Consider the following 19,655-nt stretch of genomic DNA (forward strand, 5'->3'; position numbering starts at 1 on the left):
GCTATGCGAGTCCTCTCTATGCCTTGCTAATCTTTCCAGAGGTTGTTAGCAGCGTACTTCAAAATGATATCCACGCAGCTTGCTGGATATCCATTCTTCATAAGTTGCTCAACCATGCGGCCATATTTCTTGTACTGCTCATCATCACGGGTGCGAGCTTTGGTGATGATTCGAGAAACATCTCGAACGCTCGCCATAAGCTTCTTCTCAATCGCCTCCTTCAGAGGCTCGTAGCTCTCGTAGCATACCTTCTCGTTACGACGCCCAGCAGACCACAGGAAGGCGATCACCTCCTGTCGGAATCCATCACACGCCGTACCGATAATGGCTATCTGCTCCTCAATCGACTTCATAAAGCCTTCATCGGGCTCAAGCACCTCGCCGGTACTGCGGTCTTTAAACTTCTTCTTAGTTACATAAGACTCGGCGTGATCGAGGTAGTTCTGAAAGAGCGACTCTGCCTGCTCCTGATAGGAGTAAACAAAGGCCTTGGTAATCTCTTTTTCAAGCACCTCAAGATACTCTTTGTGCAGGGTATCCTGCAGGAATTCGAGATAGCGCTTCTTAACATCGTCCGCGAAGTCGCCCTCTTTTACCATTTGAACGAGGGACTCTCGTACCGAGATGGGATGAATCGCGTTGATCTCCATATTATCAGAGAGCGCGTTATCGAGCGCCTTCATAATAAATCGGGTTGAGATACCGTTCATGCCCTCGCTCTTTGCTTCCTCACGTAACTCAATGACATCGATCTTCTTAGTCTTACCCTTCTCAACGACCTCTTCTCCGTTGTAGAGCTTGAGCTTCGTCATAAGATCGCATTTGTTAGTTGGCTCTAACCTGGAGAGGATCGCAAACATAGAGACGAGCTCAATCGTATGCGGCGCTATGTCAGCAGTAAACTGAGATTGGCGAATAATTTTCTTGTAGATCTTGACCTCTTCAGAGAGCCGCAAATTGTACGGAACCTTCACGGTTACAATACGGTCAAGGATAGCTTCATTAGTGTGGTCGCTTTTAAACTTCTTCCACTCGGCCTCGTTTGAATGCGCTAGGATGCAGGTATCGACATAGATCATGCCGTGCCGCCCTGGTGCTGGAATTGACTTCTCCTGTGTGGCCGTAATCATCGCATGCAGGTACTCGGTCTCGTTCTTAAATACCTCGATAAACTCAACCATGCCGCGATTACCGACGTTCAAAGCTCCCGATAGGTCTAGAACACGTGGGTCGCCCTCTGAATATAGATCGAGTTTTGAAATATCCTCGCCGCCAATAAGCACGCTGGTATCCTGGTTATTGGGATCTACCGGAGGAACAACCCCGATGCCCCGTTTTGCGCGGATACTGAGCTCAAACGTTTTAACGGGAACATCCTCCCATTTGCCCTGGAAATCTTCTTTCAGTCGGTAACGACAAACTGGACAGAGGTCGCCCTCGATCTCAACACCGAGCATCTTTGAGAACTCCTTGCGTAGATGCCGCGGTACTAGATGCAGCGGCTCCTCGTACATCGGGCACCCCTCAATCGCAAAGATCGGCTCAAGCTGCTCTAACCCCTTTTTGATCCTCTCAACAAGGGAGCTCTTTCCTGAGCCCACCGGCCCAACTAGATAAAGCACCTGACGACTCTCCTCTCCCTTAAGAGAGGCGGAGTGAAAGTAACGCACGATTTGGTTAATTGTCTTCTCCATGCCGAAAAATTCGTCGGCAAAGAAATTAAATACTTTGAGTTTCTCGCCCTTAAATATGCGCTTGAGACGGGGGTTCTGTTCGAGATCGACCTCGACCATGCCCTGCTCAGAGATCATGTCATAGAGTCGTTTGTGAGAGAGTTTATGACCCGTCGGGCTCTCGCGTACCTGCTCAAGATACTCGAGCATGTTTCCCTTCCATGCTGATTTTTTGCGAATCTCTCGATCTTCCTGAATAAGTTTTTGAAAGTCATTATTGTTATCGCTGCTCATTGAACCTTCTCCTCAAATTCTTGAGACGCCTTAGCTCTAGGGTAATCGATCTGCGCCTTAACCGACAATCGGAATAACCTGGGGGTATCCGACCACCTAAGATAGCTTTGTGCCTCTTGTTTTGATGCCCAAAGACCCTAATTGGATGGCCTAGTAGGTTATTTCGGTAGAAAAGCTGCTTATCTTTAGGAAAAGTCGCTAAATTCCTCCATAATCAAACTCAATCGCAGAAAGAGGGTAAGCTCACCTTCACTGCACTTACCCGTTGGAATCCACCCTGAGTAATCTGCCTAATCTGGCGAACTGTCTAACTTCGCATAAAACTTGCCCCTATAGTCGCCAATTTAGTGACGCCGTTCCATTGTTATCGAGATGCCGTATCTATAATCTTGGTGCCTCTGCATTGAGTGCAAGCGTTTAGAAGTATACACTTTCTGTAACTAGTCAGCATATTACAGAAATATTCGCATACGGTAATGACACTCAATAGCCCCTCAGGGGTCGATTTGCGGAGCAAATCGGGGGTGATAACATTAACTGGTCACAAAATCTGCCGTCCCTGATCAGGGGACGACCAATCGAATTATCTATGAAACTTCGCCGTAATTTCAGTAGCTTGAATCGCGACATTAAACTACGGTGACCAGTTACCACTTTCCGTGTTTTTAGGAGTCCGACTATGAGTAGTATCCCGTTGAGTGATATCCCCACGTGGAAGCGCGTTGCGACGGCTGCTGATGCCACGCAGCACGGCCTAAGACAAAACGAATTTGAAGCGGTTACCAAGGCGCTAGGACGTGCCATCAATATAGTGGAGCTCGGTATCTGCTCGGCTCTTTTTTCAGAACACTGTTCATACAAGAGTACCAAGGTTCATCTCCGCACACTGCCAACAAAGGGAGCACGGGTTATAGTAGGCCCCGGCGAAAATGCATGTGTAGTCGACATCGGTGATAATGAGGCCGTTGTCTTTAAAGTTGAGAGTCATAACCACCCTTCGTTTATCGAGCCGTTTCAGGGTGCCGCAACCGGCGTGGGTGGAATTCTGCGTGATATTTTTACGATGGGGGCGCGTCCGATAGCGCTCTTAAATTCATTGCGCTTCGGCGACCCCGCTCTCGCTAAGAGTCGCTACTTACTGCGTCGTGCTGTAAACGGTATCGGATTTTACGGCAACTGCATGGGTATTCCAACCGTAGGTGGCGAGCTCTCCTTTCACCCATCCTTTAACGGCAACTGCCTCGTTAACGCATTTGCGCTCGGAACGGTAAAGCAGGATGAGGTATTTCTCGGTAAGGCCGCTGGTGTTGGCAACGTCGTGCTTTACGTCGGATCAAAGACCGGGCGCGATGGTATACATGGTGCGAGCATGTCCTCTGAAGCTTTCGGTGATGATTCCGAGGCTAAGCGCCCAACCGTTCAGGTTGGCGATCCATTTCAGGAGAAGCTGTTGCTTGAGGCCTGCCTTGAGGCTTTTAAGAGCGGTCGCGTTGTCGGTGTTCAGGACATGGGTGCAGCTGGACTTACGAGCTCCTCCTTTGAGATGGCCGATCGCGGCGGTAACGGTGTCAGGATGCATCTAGACCGAGTACCGCAGCGCGAGAGCGGGATGAACCCGTACGAGATTATGTTGTCCGAGTCTCAGGAGCGGATGCTCTTTATCGTTGAGGCTGGGTACGAGTCGACCTTAATCGAAATATTCAACCGCTGGGAGCTTGATGCCGTTGCCATCGGTGAGGTTATTACGGAGGGTAACGTTGAGCTGTACTGGCATGCAGAGCTTGTCTCATCCATACCGGCGCATCTTCTTACCAGTGCGGTGCCTGAGTATAACTGGCCTAGCATAGAGCCATCAGATAAATCGCTTACTGCGCAGATCGAGCTTGCCTCTCTACCGCTTCCACAAGATCTCGCGCACACATGGCTAACGTTATTAGAAGATCCGAACCTGTGCTCACGTCACGCCGTCTATAATCAATACGACTCAACGGTTAGGGGTGACACCGTTGTTCATCCGGGGAGCGATGCCGGGGTAGTTCGTCTTAAGTCCTCGAGTGGTCGTGAAAAAGGAATCGCGATCTCACTTGATTGCAACTCGCGCTACTGCGCTATCGATGCTCAGCGTGGTACGGCGCTCTCGCTGGCGGAGGGGTGTCGAAATATCGCGGCAACCGGTGCCACTCCGATCGGCATCTCGGATTGTTTAAATATGCCGAGCCCTGAGAATCCAGAAACGATGTGGCAGATAGCACACAGCATCGCAGGTCTTGGAGAGGCTGCGCGGGCCTTCGATATCCCGGTCGTAAGTGGTAACGTGAGTCTTTACAATCAAACTCGTAGTCAGGGGCAAACTCACGACCAGGGCATTCAGCCCACACCTTTACTGGCTGTGGTTGGACTTCTTGATGATGTGAGCAGGGCGCGCCCCGCTCAGTTTAACGCCCCCCTGGACGTTGTATTTCTGATAGGCACGACCTCAGAGAACGATCTCGGGGGCAGCGCCTACCTAGCTCAGATACATAAGATAGAGAAAGGTGCCCTACCCGCCCTGGATTACGCCCTTGAGCAGCGCACCTGTAACTGCGTCCGTAAGTTGATTGCACAGGAGCTTTTAGTTTCGTGCCACGACATCTCTCAGGGTGGGCTAGCTTTAGCCCTTGCTGAGAGTTGCTTTAAGGATTACGAAGCACCCCTTGGTGTTTCGTTAGAGCTCTTTCAAAAAAACCAACGCCCAGACGTTACGCTCTTTGCAGAGAGTGGTGCGCGCTTTCTTGTAAGCGTCTCACCAAAGGACGCTGCCACTGTACGTAGCGTTATAGCAGCAGCGGGGCTTACTATCTCAGGTGAGGGGGTTGTTGGGGGCTCGCTAATAAATATTGAGGGGGTCGCTCAGATCCCTAAAGATACTGCGTTTAAGTGCTGGTTTAATGGGCTAGATCAACTCTTTGAGGCATAAGATGAACGTTTCTGATAAATTTCATGATGAGTGTGGCCTTATGGCGGTGTGGAATCACCCGGAGGCTGCGAATTTAACTTACCTGGGGCTATACGCACAGCAGCACCGTGGCCAGGAGGGCGCAGGAGTCGTCTCTATTGAAAGAAACAGCGCCGATGAGCCAAAATTCTCAGTACATAAGGGCTTGGGCCTGGTGGCGGATGTATTCGGTAATTTTGATTTTAGTCGGCTCCCTGGAAGCACTGCTATCGGGCATGTCCGATACACAACGGCTGGTGGCAACAAGCTAGCTAACGTTCAGCCCTTCGTTGCTGATATCGCACTAGGTTATACAGCGGTTGCTCATAACGGGAATCTTATTAACGCAGATGAGCTTCGGCGTAACCTAATCGATCAGGGCTCCATATTTGCCACGACCTCAGATACCGAGACGATCCTGCACCTCCTTGCACGCGGGGATAAAAGCCAACCCCGAGTTGAAGCGGTAATAAGCACGGTTCAGCGCATCATGGGGGCCTTCTCACTCCTACTACTCTTTGAAGACCGCCTAATGGTAGTGCGCGACAGGCATGGCTTGCGCCCCCTTGCGATGGGAAAGCTAAACGGCGCTACGGTGTTTGCTTCAGAGACCTGCGCATTTGATCTTATCGGTGCTACCTATATTCGTGATATTGCGCCAGGGGAGCTACTTGAAGTATTTCGCGACGGCACAACGAAGAGCTACTTTCCATTTGGATTTGCGCGTGAAGCTCCCTGCATCTTTGAGTTCGTATATTTCGCCCGTCCAGATTCGAACGTATTTGGTAAGAACGTCTACCAGCTCCGCAAAAACATGGGAGCAGAGCTAGCAAAGGAGAGCCATATTGCGGCAGACCTGGTAACGGCGGTTCCTGATTCCGGTGTAGCCGCTGCGATCGGATACGCCGAGGCTTCCAAGGTCCCATTTGAGATGGGGCTAATACGGAATCACTATGTAGGGCGTACCTTTATCGAGCCAAAGCAGAACATCAGGGACTTCGGTGTAAAGATTAAGTTGAACGCTAACGCTGCTGTGCTGAAAGGCAGGTCCATCATTGTAGTTGATGACTCGATAGTGCGCGGCACTACGAGTAAAAAACTTGTAGCGATGCTACGTCTGGCCGGCGCGCGTGAGATCCATCTGCGTATTTCCTCACCTCCAACAACTAATCCCTGCTACTACGGCATCGACACTCCGGACAAAGACGAGCTAATCGCTTCTCATAAGTCAGTTGAGGAGATCGCACAGTATATCGGCGTTGATTCCCTCTCCTACCTCTCCATGGAGGGGCTCTACCGCGCAGTGGATTCAACCCCTGGTAAGTTCTGTGATGCCTGTTTTAGCGGTAATTACCCCGCCGGAACCCCTGTTACGATCTCGCCTAAGAGGCAGCCGACCCTCTTTGATATCAAGTAAAAGTGCTACTTAGCCCCCTCCCACCCCAAAAAAAGTCCGCCATAAAGATCTATAAATAGCATTAAAAGCTTTGCTTTATCTTATAATATGTCTTCATTAGCTCCTATATTATGCTTAATGTGGTCTAAGACCCACATATTCTGTTACTAAGAAACTATTTGATTAAGACTCCGATACACTGTAATAGTGTAAGAATTGCATTAGAATTACTTAATTAATACTAACTTATTATTAATTAGTCATAGTTATGAGCGTAACAGCACCTATACTTACCTCTAGAACTAACCGCCAGCCAAGGCGGTCTAATCCTGTTCCTACTGACAGCGACGTACTAGCTTTCCCGCTACCCCCTTCTCAAGCTACGTTTTCGAAAGGAGAAATTCAGGGCTTTAGAAATATAGACAAGCACCTTAGCGAAGTTTATAAAAAAGAGAGTCAGATTGAGGTCTCGCTCTGCAAACTCCACAAAAAGTTGCCACCACTAAGTACGAGGCCAGCGTCTGGCATGCTTGGACGTGCACTTACTTGGATCTCTTCAGGCTTTGGACTCGTAAACTCTATAGACACTAAAAATAGAGAAAGCATTCAGGAGAAAATCTCAGAAAAGGTCCTGAAGCTAAAAACTATCCATGAAGACAGCCTAAAAGAAATTGAAAATAAGATTCGAAACGAACACGCTGGTAAGATTTTTAAAATAACTGCTAAAACTCCTGAAATTTTAAAGCGTCTAGCAATACCATCCGATAAGAGCTCCATGTCTTACAGCTCTCTGCGGTCAGCTATAGAGACCAAAGTCTCTAAAAAAGACACCCATATTAAAATTGAGCAGCCTAGTAGCGAACGCACGATAATACATCGTCAACGAGCTGATAAGACTTGGGAGTCACTTGAGCTCTCTTGGCGCCGAACTGGCAAAGTCGATGTAATCCTGAATGGTTCTGTTATCGGCAACCTTTACAACGATGACGCTCTAAAGGGCGCAGCAGCATTTATCAAAGGCTCGCCAGTTAGTCTATCACCAAAAAAATATCCCCCTGATACACTCTGGAAGGTTGTTTAGTACCCTTAATTAAACAGGGATATCTGAAATAATCATCTGCACATACAGAGGAGCATGATCTGAGAGGTTCCCCCAAGGGGACCCAGAGAGGATCTCCCCTCCAACCGTTTCAAGACCACGCGCATATACCCGATCAAGACGGAGTAGCGGGAATTGGGTTGGAAAGGTTTGGGCATGTTTCCCGTGAAGCTGAAGGAATACCTCCTGTAGGCCTACATCATCAAAGAGCAACTTCGAGGCGCTCTCCTGCCAATCATTAAAGTCCCCGGCAACTATTATTGGATCGGCTTGCGACACACTCCGGATCACTCGTCGACATAGCTGCTTAAGCTGCATATCGCGTCCCTTACGCAACATATTAAGGTGCACACAAATACAGTGCACCGGCATTGCTACGCCAGGCACATCCAAAACTGCGTGTAATATTCCACGTGATTCAAAGGCGTTCGTTGAAACATCGATATTCTCAAAACGCACGATCGGATACTTGCTTAGAATTGCGTTGCCGTGGTGTCCGTGTGAATAGATTGCGTTCTTTCCATACGCCACGTAGGGCCAGATACCCTCGGCGATAAATTCCGGTTGCGGTAGATCCGGCCACTCCTCAAAGCGGCTCGCGTATTTATCGTGCTGCCCGAGAGCCTCTTGAAGAAAGACGATATCAGGTTTGAGATTAGCGATCGCTTGACGGATTGAGGGCAGTACAAAGGCTCGATTACCTAGATCGAATCCTTTATGGATGTTGTAAGAAAAAACTTTTACGACAACTCTATCCGTCATATCGCCTTACAACATATAACGAAAAGCCAGCAATATTCTTCCAATGCACCGTTCAATCCATGGACGTTGCTGCCAGTTATCGATCGTCACCTCACTCGCAGACTTAAGATCGATCAGAAACTGCCGCTCTAGGTCTACCCTATCTCGCTCTTGCGGCAACACAACATCGGCCTCCAGATCGTGCAGCAAGCTGCGGTGATTTAAGTTGCTCGATCCCACGAGTCCCCACTCGTCAACCAGCATTGTCTTGGCATGCAGTACAGCTCCAGTATACTCAAAAATACGCACCCCCGCTCGCAGTAATCCCAAATGAAAGGCCGCTGCCACCCAGGGAATAAACACGATATCAGAGAAATGTGGTACAAGTATCCGAACATCCGTACCCCCCTGTGCAGCAACAGATAATGCGCGCAACAAAGATCCATCCGGAATAAAATAGGCATTCGTTATCCAGACCTTAGTGCGAGAACCAACTATCCTGACTAACAGATCGAGGTAGTTATCCTGGCGCTGCCTACGGCGCGTATTTAACCTAATTAACTCGCTTGATTGCGCCCTACGCCCCTTAAGGCGCAGCTTTAACTTTAGGCGCCGAAATGAACCAAGCCATACCCCTTCAAAGGTATCAACAAGAGCCTTAACATCTGCCCCCTCAATAAATACACCAGTATCGCGCCAAGATTTAGCGCCAGATACGGATGTCACATGATTATCGATAATATTCATGCTCCCTACGAACGCTTGCTGAGAGTCGATAATGCATACCTTACGGTGATTGCGGCTGTTAATCAGTCTCAATAGGTTAAATAGCTTGCCCCAGGTAGAGCCAGCTCGTTTACTATACCACCATCTCTCCCATGGCAGCTCGTGATAGACCTTGAATAAGATCTTGGCCTCTGCTGCTCGTGTTCGAAGTGTCCGTGTCCAGGTGCTTGAACCGATGCCATCAACTAGCACCCGCACCCGAACACCACGTCTAACGGCACGCGTTAATGCGCTCAAAATACGCTCTCCAAGCCGATCCGTTGCAAAGGTATAACTTTCAAGGTCGATACTTTTATGTGCCTTATCGATCGCATCCTCAAGGGCAGCAAAAAACCTCTCCCCCTTATGATAGACACGAGAGATGTCCCATTGTGCCTGAATCCGACGAGGTGTGGCGCGCCGCGCTCTTCTTATTCGCATGGGTGTCTCTTCACTGTACAGTTGTCCATCAACACTCCACCCCTTAACCATATGATTATACAGGAGTTAGCTCTACAGAGCTGCTACGAACTTACTATGCATTTAAAAACATGATTTAAGTCAGCTAGTTATAGTATGGCAGCACCCTTGCATTATCTCCACTCAAAAGCGCCTAAGGAGAGCTCAAATAGCTCTGGTTGAGCTAGAGAACCTTGGTTAGGATCAACCGCAGGAACGCGAGATCTTCTTAGGATAATAATGCAACAGATTAGGAGGACCTTGTAATAACACTAGTGAACGTTATGAATAGCTGAGTTAGTCGCTGAAATAGTGCTCCAATTCATCAATCAGAGCGGAAGTAACTTAGAGAACAGAATTTAAAGATACGGGAGATACGCAGATGGAATCAAATATTATCGAAAGGCTCTTTGAATCCTTTACAGAGTTGGAGGGCGCAATTACTAAGGCCCGCAACACCCTAAAGTCTCGTGAGTCGATACCGGAAGGTGTCGTACGCCGCCTTGAGTCATACGATACCATCTTAGCTAAGCAACGCTCACTTGCAGTTGCTCTATGTGAATCGATAGCAAAAAAGAATTGGGACGATGTAAACCGTCATGTAACGTTAATCAACGGCTTATCGGCGATGATCCGTGATGATGCAAAGGCTATCCTTGAGGCCCTCTCAACAACAGACGACTCCCCAACGGATGCGGAGACAGCTAATTTCTGTTAGTGCTGCGTCTAGTTATGAAATAGTCCTGTTGCTAAGCATGTCAGAGTAACGTTAGAAGTAAATAACGTTATGCTTAGACAACATCATGTGGAATAAGTTTAGAAATATTATTAAGTCCGCTATTGGTCAGAATTCGCATGGCGTTATCGCGAAGGCTCCATCATTCAAGACAAAACACCTGCCAGAGCTCAGCATCTCACACTCTGGAAGGATTCAATCCACTAGCCTGTTTAGCATAGCTAGGTCGTGCGACGCGGTAACCTTTATCACTATAGTTACATTTCCTGTGTTGGTCGGCTCCTCTATCAAAGAGGGAACCTTATCCCCCAGAAAAACCGATGAGGATCCACGTAGCAGGCCGGGAAAGCTGCTACCAACTACCATACTAACCCAACTGTTCCGAGCGGATCAGGTCTCGGAGCTGGCTGAGGGCACAACGCTAGAACATGCTATCTACCCGATTAAACGGGGGCCAACCTCTAGCCACACAGAGCTGGGGCAATTCTTTATAGGACGCGCCTCGGGCAACGACCTCGTGATGGTTGATTTCGCTATATCAGATCAACACGCCTGCATAAGCTCCTCAAGGGTGGGCTTCTCAATCGCTGACCTACAATCAACTAACGGCACCCACCTTAACGGTAAAAGGATAAATAACAAGCCGCAGTTACTCAAAGACGGCGATATTGTAAGGCTTGGGCGCTTTGAATTTACTTTTTTAACTCCAGCTACGCTCCACGAGATCTTTAATGAAGGAACCCCTACTGCGTAGCGCGCTGCAACTCGTCGCGCACCTTCTTGAGCAATGCGATATTGTCAGAGTGTCCAGTCATGCGCGCAGTGACCTTTCCGCGTAATCTACGTCCAAGCAGAAAGAGATCCCCAATAGCATCGAGGATCTTATGTCGTACTGGCTCGTTCGGAAAGCGCCACTCATCGTTAATGGCACCCTCAGCTCCTATTAAGAGGAAGTTATCAAAACGACCTCCTAGAGCGAGTCCTTGCCGTTGCAGATGTCCAACGTCCTTCACAAAACTAAAGGTACGGCACGCTGCGATCTGATCCCGATATGAAGCCGGATCGGAGAGTGTAAAGATAAAGTGTTGCTCTCCAACTGGCTCCGGATATCGCAGAGTATAGTCCACGCTGAACTCATCAGCAGGCTCAATCCGAATCGACTCCTTATCATCCCCAACCTCAAGCGGCTTTTTGATATCGATCTCGTACCACTCACCATCCTGTTCAACCAGTCCAACCTCATCAAAGAGGCGGCAGAACTCACGCGCAGAGCCATCCATAACGGGAACTTCACCGTTACACTTAATCAGCATATTCGATATGCCGTACGCACACAGCGCCGACATAAGGTGCTCAATCGTTCCCGCCTGCGTCTGTCCCAACCTGACGGTTGTTGCAAAGCCGGTAGATTCAACGAAATCAACGTGCGCTGGAACTACAGTTGTCTCCGACACCCCAACGAAGTGAATCCCTGAATTAGGCGGAAGGGGCTCAAGTATTAATCCGCTCTTGCGTCCAGAATGAAGCCCCTGTCCGTAAAGTATTGCGGCGTGCGCTAGGGTCTTTTGCGGAAAAGCTCTGCCGCGCAACGTCTGTCTTGCAAATACAACTGGATTAATAGTTACCGACTCCCGAAGCGGCCCAACCGATGCTGATTCTATAGCCTCCCACTGCGCATCTTGGCGATCGGTCTGAGGATCCTTCTTTGCAAGGACACGTCGGACAAGCTGAATGGTACCTGAGAGATCAAGGGGCTTCTCAAGGAAATCCATAGCACCGAGCCTGGTCGCCGCTATAGCGGTTGAGATCGTAGCGTGACCACTCACCATTACAACGGGGAGATCTGGATGAAGCTCCTTAATCTTTCGCAGGGTCTCAAGCCCATCCATTCCGGGCATCCAGATATCGAGCAGGACCAACGCCGGACGGGTCGTCATCAGAAGGCGAATAGCTGACTCACCGTCCTCTGCCAATACCACCGGGAAACCCTCGTCCTTTAGCACCCCCTCAAGGGAGCGGCGAATGCTGGCCTCATCATCAACCACTAGCACCAACTGATTGGTGTCGCTGGTCTCCTGGAATTCATCTGAATTATCTAGGTTATGCATCTCGAATTGCCTTCTATATTAGGTGCTACATAATACCTGCCTCGCTCTTCTAACACAACTATCGGGAAGTATTACGAATCTTACCTAACACCATAGAACCACATATGATTTAGTCATTGCCTATAAGCGCAGCACCAAGCGCCTAAAGCAACTCATCTTAAGGTGGGGGGATCTACCCCCACAGAGAAGGGGCGCAGATGCTTTCAAAGCTTTTTGGATCAACGAAGGGGGAATCGGTCAAGGGGCTCGTGCCGCTACCGGACGCTCTGCGACAAAGCATCCTGGCCTCTCTCGGGAACAACGCCATCCCCTCGATGCCCAAAGCCGCCTACCAGGCCTTTCAGCTGGCAACTAACCCCAACGCCGAGGCGCTGGACTATATCGAGGTACTTGAGGCTGACGAGGGACTCGCGGCTAGGGTTCTTAAGATCGCCAATTCGGTCTTCTATGATCGTGGGGGCGGAAGTAAAACTATCTTAGACGCCGTTAAGGTCATCGGCACCTCTGAACTTAAAGGGCTCCTTAACGCTACGGCGCTGGCAGGACTCTTTCCGGTTAAGCACCCCCTGCGTGCCCAATTCTGGGCCCATAATATCGCCTCAGCGCTAACTGCTCGACTACTATCTAAGTTGCTCCTACCCTCTCAAACTGACCAGGCCTTTCTCGGAGGGTTAATGCATGATGTCGGCAAGCTCCTCCTGCTTCAGAAACACACTGATATCTATGAGCGTCTCTACCGCAAGGGGCTCTCCTCTGACCTCGATTCGATTAGCTCCGAATCGGCCGAGTATCCATTTAATCATACCCATGTTGGTCACGCGATCGGAGAGCGCTGGAACTTCTCAGCTGAGCTTATTGATATTATCAGAAATCACCACGAGCCGTGGCAAAACATCCCCGCAAAATCCCTAATAGGCATCGTAAAGGCCAGCAGCGTTATCTCGCACGTACTTGGGCTTGGCGCAGAACGCGATGCCTATCCACTACGTAGAATATACGAGCCGCTGCTAGCTGAATGCTTTGAGTCGCTCGGAATCCATAGCAGCAACCAACAGAGCCTCCTACGTGAAGCAGAGCTATTATTTAACTCAGAGTTCGAACTCTATGAATCGTGGGGGCGCTGATGATTGAATCTGCGCTGACGCTTTCTATGGGTTGCCTTGCAGCGGTTTTGCTATGCGCTGCCACCCTCTGCTGGCTTGGAGTACACTGCGCAACGAAGCTTCTAGATCAGTCGCTGACGGCGAATCAGATATCGTGGAGCTATCGGCTACTTTGCTTTATTCCCCTGCTTGGCGACAAGATTAAACGGATAGCGGCTCTATCAAAGGAGCTTAAACAGTCTGAGCTTGATCATCAGACCCGCTACAAGATCTTAACGGAGAACGTTGCGGCGGCCGTACTTCTACACCAGGCAGATGGCACCGTTTTATGGGGCAGCCCCTTTACTGAGGTGTTAACAGGCTTTGCGCTCTCTGAGATCTATAAGAACCGCGCAGAGTTTTTTCGCTCGCAGGTGCATGAGGAGGATAGAGAGCTCGTCGAGAGGTCGCTGGCGATAGTAGGCACCGGTGAGCCATTCCAGTATCGGTACCGCTTTTACCATAAATCAGGTATGACGCTCTGGCTAGAGACCCGCACTGTCCCGATCTTTGATAACTCGCTTAACGGTTATATCGCTCTCTCTATTACCCTAGATGTAACTGCAAACGTTCTTAATCAGATCCAGATTGAGGAGCAGAACCGCGATCTAAATGAATTTACCTATATGCTCTCGCACGATCTGAAAAATCCGATCTGTACCATCAAAGGCCTGATTGGAATTCTGCAGGGGTCCCCCGTTATCAATGGTGCCTCTGTACTCAGTGATGCAACGAACTATATGGCCAAGGCCGCAGCACGCCTTGAGCAGTTGGTTAGTGGCGTGCTGGAGTTGGCACGCGTGTCTGCAACGGAACGTTCGCTTGAACCTATTAGGCTGGGCGAAATTGTCTCAGAGGTCGTGGAGGAGTACAAACAGCAACTTGATCAGAACTCTGCAAAGGTTACAACGCTAGCGGAGTTGCCCTACGTACTCGGAAACAGAACCCAGCTCTATCAGGTTTTTAGTAACCTAATCGGTAACGCCATTAAATATCGGATACCGGATCGCCCACTAATTATCTCAATAGCACCGGAAAAAGCGAGCTCTCGCCGCCGCGCCTCCGTCAGCGTGCGGGATAACGGGCGTGGCATCTCGCCAAAGAACTTAGATCTCGTATTTAAACCGTTCAATCGTGCTGGAGAGAGTGCAATTGATGGCAGCGGCGTTGGCCTAGCCTGCGTGCATCGATTGGTCGGAAAATTAGGCGGCTCTATCGACGTTGAGAGCGCAGAGGGTTGTGGCACCGCCTTTACCCTTGAGTTGCGACGCGCCCCTGAAAGCGGTACATAAACCCCCTTTCATAACAGCCAATTAGTCCTTATCTAGGGCTAGAGTGTTACATATATAGAGATTCTAGTCATAACTAACTAGTTATCATACATAACTATATAATCCTGACTCTTACACCTCTATGAGTATTGAAGCTGTTGCAGTAGTAAACAAAGGTGATAAGTTCCCTGCGACCGCTCACCATTCCCCCAACACACACACCACCTCGTTAGAGCAGGAGCAGCTCACCCTAAACACCACTCCACCTAAGCCCTCACCCCCCCTAATAGAAAGTAAGATGCCAGTTTTGGATGCGATCCAGAGTGGCCTTATTCCACCGGAGTTATCTGAGTCCTGGCGCCTAGTGGATCCGGCGAGCCCAGAGGGGATGCGCTTTCAGCAGCTTGTAGAGGGATTTGCCCGACAACTATACACCGATAAAGAGGTAGTAGCCGGAAGAAATAAGGATCTCGAACAACACAGCGACCTCTTTAAGCACGATTTTGATGCTAATCCTGTTCGCTACGTCCTCTCAAACCTCACAGAGCCGAACGCCTGGTATGTAAAAACAAGTAATCCCCCCCTGATCGTTCTTACAGCGGGGCTATTTGCCTCAAGCAAACCCTCGCAACTCCCCCCTGTTCTTAGCGAACAGGATCTACTCCTAGTTATCGGACACGAGACAACCCACGCCAAGCTGCATCAGAGATTTAATCACAGCTCTAATTCAAAAGCTGAGGAGGCGGCCTGCGACGGTATTCCGATGAAGCTACTGCACTATATGGGGCAGGATCCTAGGGCACAGCTCACCTTTGATGAGCGGCTCCGTGGAAAACGAACCAACCCTATAGAGTGGCATAGTATTATCGATGCTCATCTAGTCGGCCCATCCAGGCAATCTCTCTATGAAGGCGTGCTAACAGCGCTCAGCATCTCTATGGGGGGCGTAGCTCAGGCGCAGAAAACAGAGGTGCCTCTACAGCGCGAAGTTATAGAGATACTTAGAAGTGGTAATCATACGAGCTTTCTTGATCAGCTACTTGCACAAAATCCCGACTATACCGCCATGTCCCCCCATCAGAAGCTAGATCTACTCTTTGAAACCGTGCGCTCTCTAGACCACACTATTCCAATTCGTATTAAGGATATCGCCAAAGAGATCCAACGCCTTGGTATTACCCTGGACCGCAAAGCAGACAGAGGGGCGATTGATCGATGGGTTGAGTGCCTCCATGATTTTACAAAATCATATGACTCCTCACAGGATAATGCTACAAGCCCAGAGAAAGGCGTTGGCCTTCTATATAAGGTGCTATCTGATGCTGCGGGGGCCTCTCAAAAGATCTATCCCCTTGGCGCCTCTCTTCGAGAGATAGCTACCACCATGCGGGCGATAGTTACCGCAAATGATGAGCAGGATCAATCCGAATTAAGAATGCAGTGCTCCAAGCTCGTAACCCTCTACAACTCAGAGCCTTGGGCTCAAACGAAGTGGGGAATCTCGTTTCTGCGCGACGTTGCCTGGCCAAACTTTAAACTACCAAGCCTAGAGCTTATTATTCAACGAGATAAGCCTAAGGCTGCGCCCTGGGATTTTCTTGTAGATAACTCCTCACTGTACAGCACGGTCGCTTATGCTGGTGTTATTATGGGGCTCTCTCCAGACCCTCGCATAAGAGGTGCCTCACTTGGACCCCTGTCTAGTGGTGATGGAATCCCTCTTGCACAGCTAATATCATTACGCGGCAAAGCCTCGATCTCTGCCATAAGCACGGGGCCCTCAGATCGGGATGGTAATCGTCTTGTTGACTGCGACATCTCCAAGGGTGGCCTAATCACTGCGCTATCAGATCGTTATAATAGGGAATCAGCTCTTACTGTCACCAGCTCGGTTAGCTCCGAAGAGCTTTATGCTATCGTAACTAAACTGGCACATATCACCACTAGCCCTACTCAATCTGAGGGAACACTTAAATCGTCTCAACTATCAATAAATGAGCTGCATTCTATTCTGGAATTTAAGGGGGTATCAGCCAGTAAGATCCTACATGACATTATGAAAGCGCCCCAGGTACCCCTTAACCCTACCGTGATCGGGGTACTACTGGAACATGCCGAGTTTGTAATTATCACAAGGGTTGCCTTGAAGCTGGCAAAAAAGGGTTCATCACTAGTGCTTGAGGAATCAAGTCTAGATTTTCTACAACAACTAACTGGGCTTAAAGCATCTAACGCACCTTTGTACCAAACCATTATAGAGCATCTCCCCCCAAGAATATTTGAGCTCTATCATAAGACCGAAACAGATGGGCGGAATCAGCATAGTAGTGGCAACTGCTCTGCCCTTAATCTATTTGTACGCGAAATCGCACCGGATCTTTCAGCAAAGAACCTCTGGAAAACAATGAGCGGCTCTGGCAGCGACGATCGCCGATTTGTTCCCCCTGCGCTTCGCTCGATCCTGGAAGAGCGTTTCGAATACCCAAAGACCCCCACTATGCCGGCACTAGCAGCGTGGCTCGAAAAGAATCCCCTTGAAAACTACATGGCGTACTCGACCGGGATAGTGGGTATTGTTACGCACTCAGGAATAATAAGTCTATGCACCCAGGATATATCACACCTAATACAAGCAGGGGGCAAATCTAAGACTGACCTAATCTTAACTGCAAAGATAACTACCCTCCTTGCTCCTTTTATCGGTGGTGACTCTGGATTTCTTCGTTCTGAAGAGCTTGCTCATTCTATCTCAGCCCTCTCCTTTAAGGCTCCCGAATATGCAACGCTTGATCTAGCATGCGCATGGAGAGACCTGCGCGCCATAGGCCTACTTGAACACACCTATGAGGCTGAGTTTCTCTCTCACGTTATTAAACGGTGTAGCAAGGAAAAATCAAACTTTGATAAAGTGCGCGCTATTGCAGAAACTGTTCTTAATGGCGACCGCATACGTAACGTCGAACTGCGAGATAAAGTGCTTGATATCTGGGTGTCCGCCGCATCTAAAATATTAGGGTGCGATGACAACTCAGCAGAATTTAGTACCCGAGTAGAGCAACTACTAGCCCCCCTTGTAAACAAAATTCCAGGTATTGACCTTGATCAGATCGGTTTCGACCTTGCTACCGCTCTTAACACTCAACGTGCATGTTCATACCTAATTGAAGAGATCTGCCTATCTGGACACTCAGCTCTGGCAAGGGGTCTTCCCGTGGGCGGCTCCCTTGCTGAATCTATACTTCATGTTGCTCGTAAAGATGAGACTGCTCGAGAGCACTTACTCAGCTACATTCTCGGGAAGGGAACGAACCAAGAGACACTAACTTTTGCCGCACTCTTTACCTACTTACTGGAAAATACCGCACTTGCAAATATATCGTGGGATTCTGATAAAGACGACGATCATATTATAAAGGACAAGAAGCTGGAGACCCTTGCAAGTATCAAATTATTGCATACTGAGTTCTGGCGTATGCCGTTAGAGGGGCGCGCCCTAGTTGCAAAGGAGCTACTGCCTACTGAGATGCGCAGCTCTGTGAATAGCTCCTTTGATTTCGTTGTGGAAAAGGTTCTCCCTGAGACCATGCCGCATTACACAAAGACACGAGAGTTTCTCAAATGGTACGTGAATGCCCTACCTGAGTACTCACAACATCTAGCTATGGCGGCTCTACTGACGGCCGGCGAGCCGGGCAACGAGAAGACCGCAAGCGCTGGAAAGATCCTAGCATCCTTCGCAGAGAGTCAGGGGCCTGCCGAGATTAAATTCGTGCAGGTGTTGATGGATACTCCAGGATTGCCTGATGACTTTAGACGGGACCTGATCGAAAACGCTAGGCATCTAAAATACAAAACTCAAAGCCCATCTCGGGCTCAGATCTTTCGAATCCTGGATATGATAGAGGCTCGCGATCAGGTCTCCTTTGGCGCTATAGGGGCACTACGGGGGTGCGGCTCTATGAATATCGTTCTGGAGGTTGCCGACGAGAAGAAGAAGAAAGTTGTGCTCTGCCTTAGAAGGCCTCATTGCGAAGCGCGCGCTATCGATGGCTTCGATACTATGCTGCGAATGTTAGCGCAGATGCCCTCTGACGATCCTCTAGTTGAGTCCCTAAGACCAATCATAGATGATGCTCAGAAGCGCGCATCAATTGAAGCCAACTTTTTTATCGCACAGTATCAATACGAGCGCGGCGGTAGCAACTACCGCGGGTATAAGGCGCTAATCGATGGGGTCGTTATCCCAATGGATGCTGCGGAGGTGCTTCGCTCCGGAGAGGATTACTTTACAATGACTGAGATGCCGGGTGAGCATTTCGTCTCATTACTTACGCGCGAGGGGCAAACGGATAAAGTAAAAAGGATCGCTAAGGTTATCCTGGCGCGCGAGTTTAATGCCATTCTGCGCGGAAACTTTGATTGCGATCGACACGGTGGCCAGATCGCAATTGGAGAGAAGATCGGGCACTTTGATTTTAAAGCGATGGCGCTCAATACCTGGCCCGACGAAGACCACCGCCAACTTGCTAAGGTGCTAGTAACAACAGCTCTATCCTGCAAAACCCTCTCGGATATGCCCTCGGCATTTGTTAAAACTACAGGGGAGCTTAGGCGGTCCTCGAATGATGTATCTCAGATGGTAACCGAGGCACAAAAGGCGATCCTCTCACTAGGGGATTACTTTAAGGCGCTCGAACCTTTTTCGCGTGCCGAGCTGCTTCAATTAGTTTTTAGTGCAATGAAAACTGAGGTGCCTGATAATTTAAAGACAATCTACGCAGATGAACTAGCCTCGGTTGCGATGCCCATGATTAATGCCAGTGGCAATCCCTTTGCGAGCATGCTTTCAAAGCAGGTGGTATCGGAGTTTATTAAAAAAATACTCAGTGGAGATCCGATCCCTAGTATGATTAAAGGCCTGTTGCCCAAGAATCTCTTGGAGTTACTGCCTGACGTTGATAATGGGATTCAATTTATAAGGACCGCATAATGCCGTA

12 protein-coding genes are annotated in these 19,655 nt (G+C 49.2%); 8 read left to right on the top strand and 4 right to left on the bottom strand.

All coding sequences use genetic code 11. The annotated features are described in order from the left end of the window. Positions 1-26: 26 nt before the first annotated feature. Positions 27-1,967 (bottom strand): serine protein kinase, encoded by a 1,941-nt coding sequence (locus tag NTV65_03460; GenBank protein ID MCX6114261.1) that lies wholly within the window; start codon positions 1,965-1,967, stop codon positions 27-29. Positions 1,968-2,646: 679 nt separating this feature from the next. Between NTV65_03460 and purL the strand changes: the two genes are divergently transcribed. From purL to NTV65_03475, 3 genes are all read left to right on the top strand, one after another. Next, complete coding sequence (gene purL / locus NTV65_03465; protein MCX6114262.1) at positions 2,647-4,923, top strand: phosphoribosylformylglycinamidine synthase subunit PurL; 2,277 nt, start codon at positions 2,647-2,649, stop codon at positions 4,921-4,923. A gap of 1 nt (position 4,924) precedes the next feature. After that, the gene (gene purF, locus NTV65_03470) at positions 4,925-6,358 is read left to right on the top strand and encodes an amidophosphoribosyltransferase (protein MCX6114263.1); all 1,434 of its coding nucleotides are present in this window, start codon (positions 4,925-4,927) and stop codon (positions 6,356-6,358) included. A gap of 247 nt (positions 6,359-6,605) precedes the next feature. Continuing rightward, on the top strand, positions 6,606-7,418 hold the full coding sequence (locus tag NTV65_03475; GenBank protein ID MCX6114264.1) for a hypothetical protein: 813 nt from the start codon (positions 6,606-6,608) through the stop codon (positions 7,416-7,418). Between the two features lie 9 nt (positions 7,419-7,427). On the opposite strand, the gene NTV65_03480 is transcribed toward NTV65_03475, so the two are convergent. Both NTV65_03480 and NTV65_03485 read right to left on the bottom strand, forming a co-directional pair. Then, positions 7,428-8,198, bottom strand: a complete 771-nt coding sequence (locus tag NTV65_03480) for an endonuclease/exonuclease/phosphatase family protein (GenBank protein ID MCX6114265.1) — start codon at positions 8,196-8,198, stop codon at positions 7,428-7,430. A gap of 6 nt (positions 8,199-8,204) precedes the next feature. Then, the gene (locus NTV65_03485) at positions 8,205-9,383 is read right to left on the bottom strand and encodes a cardiolipin synthase B (protein ID MCX6114266.1); all 1,179 of its coding nucleotides are present in this window, start codon (positions 9,381-9,383) and stop codon (positions 8,205-8,207) included. Between the two features lie 400 nt (positions 9,384-9,783). Between NTV65_03485 and NTV65_03490 the strand changes: the two genes are divergently transcribed. Together NTV65_03490 and NTV65_03495 are read left to right on the top strand one after the other, a co-directional pair. After that, entirely contained in the window at positions 9,784-10,119 is a 336-nt protein-coding gene (locus NTV65_03490) for a hypothetical protein (GenBank protein ID MCX6114267.1), read from the top strand. 85 nt (positions 10,120-10,204) lie between these two features. Further along, on the top strand, positions 10,205-10,891 hold the full coding sequence (locus NTV65_03495) for an FHA domain-containing protein (GenBank protein MCX6114268.1): 687 nt from the start codon (positions 10,205-10,207) through the stop codon (positions 10,889-10,891). On the opposite strand, the gene lpxC is transcribed toward NTV65_03495, so the two are convergent. Beyond that, a complete protein-coding gene (lpxC, locus tag NTV65_03500) occupies positions 10,881-12,245 on the bottom strand; it encodes a UDP-3-O-acyl-N-acetylglucosamine deacetylase (protein MCX6114269.1) in 1,365 nt (454 codons plus the stop codon). The genes NTV65_03495 and lpxC overlap by 11 nt on opposite strands. A 197-nt stretch (positions 12,246-12,442) precedes the next feature. On the opposite strand from lpxC, the gene NTV65_03505 reads away from it, so the two are divergent. The 3 genes from NTV65_03505 to NTV65_03515 all read left to right on the top strand — a co-directional run bounded on the left by NTV65_03505 (position 12,443) and on the right by NTV65_03515 (position 19,648). Then, on the top strand, positions 12,443-13,369 hold the full coding sequence (locus tag NTV65_03505; protein MCX6114270.1) for an HDOD domain-containing protein: 927 nt from the start codon (positions 12,443-12,445) through the stop codon (positions 13,367-13,369). Then, a complete protein-coding gene (locus NTV65_03510) occupies positions 13,369-14,679 on the top strand; it encodes an ATP-binding protein (protein ID MCX6114271.1) in 1,311 nt (436 codons plus the stop codon). The genes NTV65_03505 and NTV65_03510 overlap by 1 nt, the downstream gene beginning before the upstream one ends. A 121-nt stretch (positions 14,680-14,800) precedes the next feature. Then, positions 14,801-19,648, top strand: a complete 4,848-nt coding sequence (locus tag NTV65_03515) for a hypothetical protein (GenBank protein ID MCX6114272.1) — start codon at positions 14,801-14,803, stop codon at positions 19,646-19,648. The last annotated feature ends 7 nt before the right edge of the window (positions 19,649-19,655 follow it).

The sequence above is a fragment of the Pseudomonadota bacterium genome (genome assembly GCA_026390555.1).
Lineage (GTDB): Bacteria > Bdellovibrionota_C > UBA2361 > UBA2361 > OMII01 > OMII01.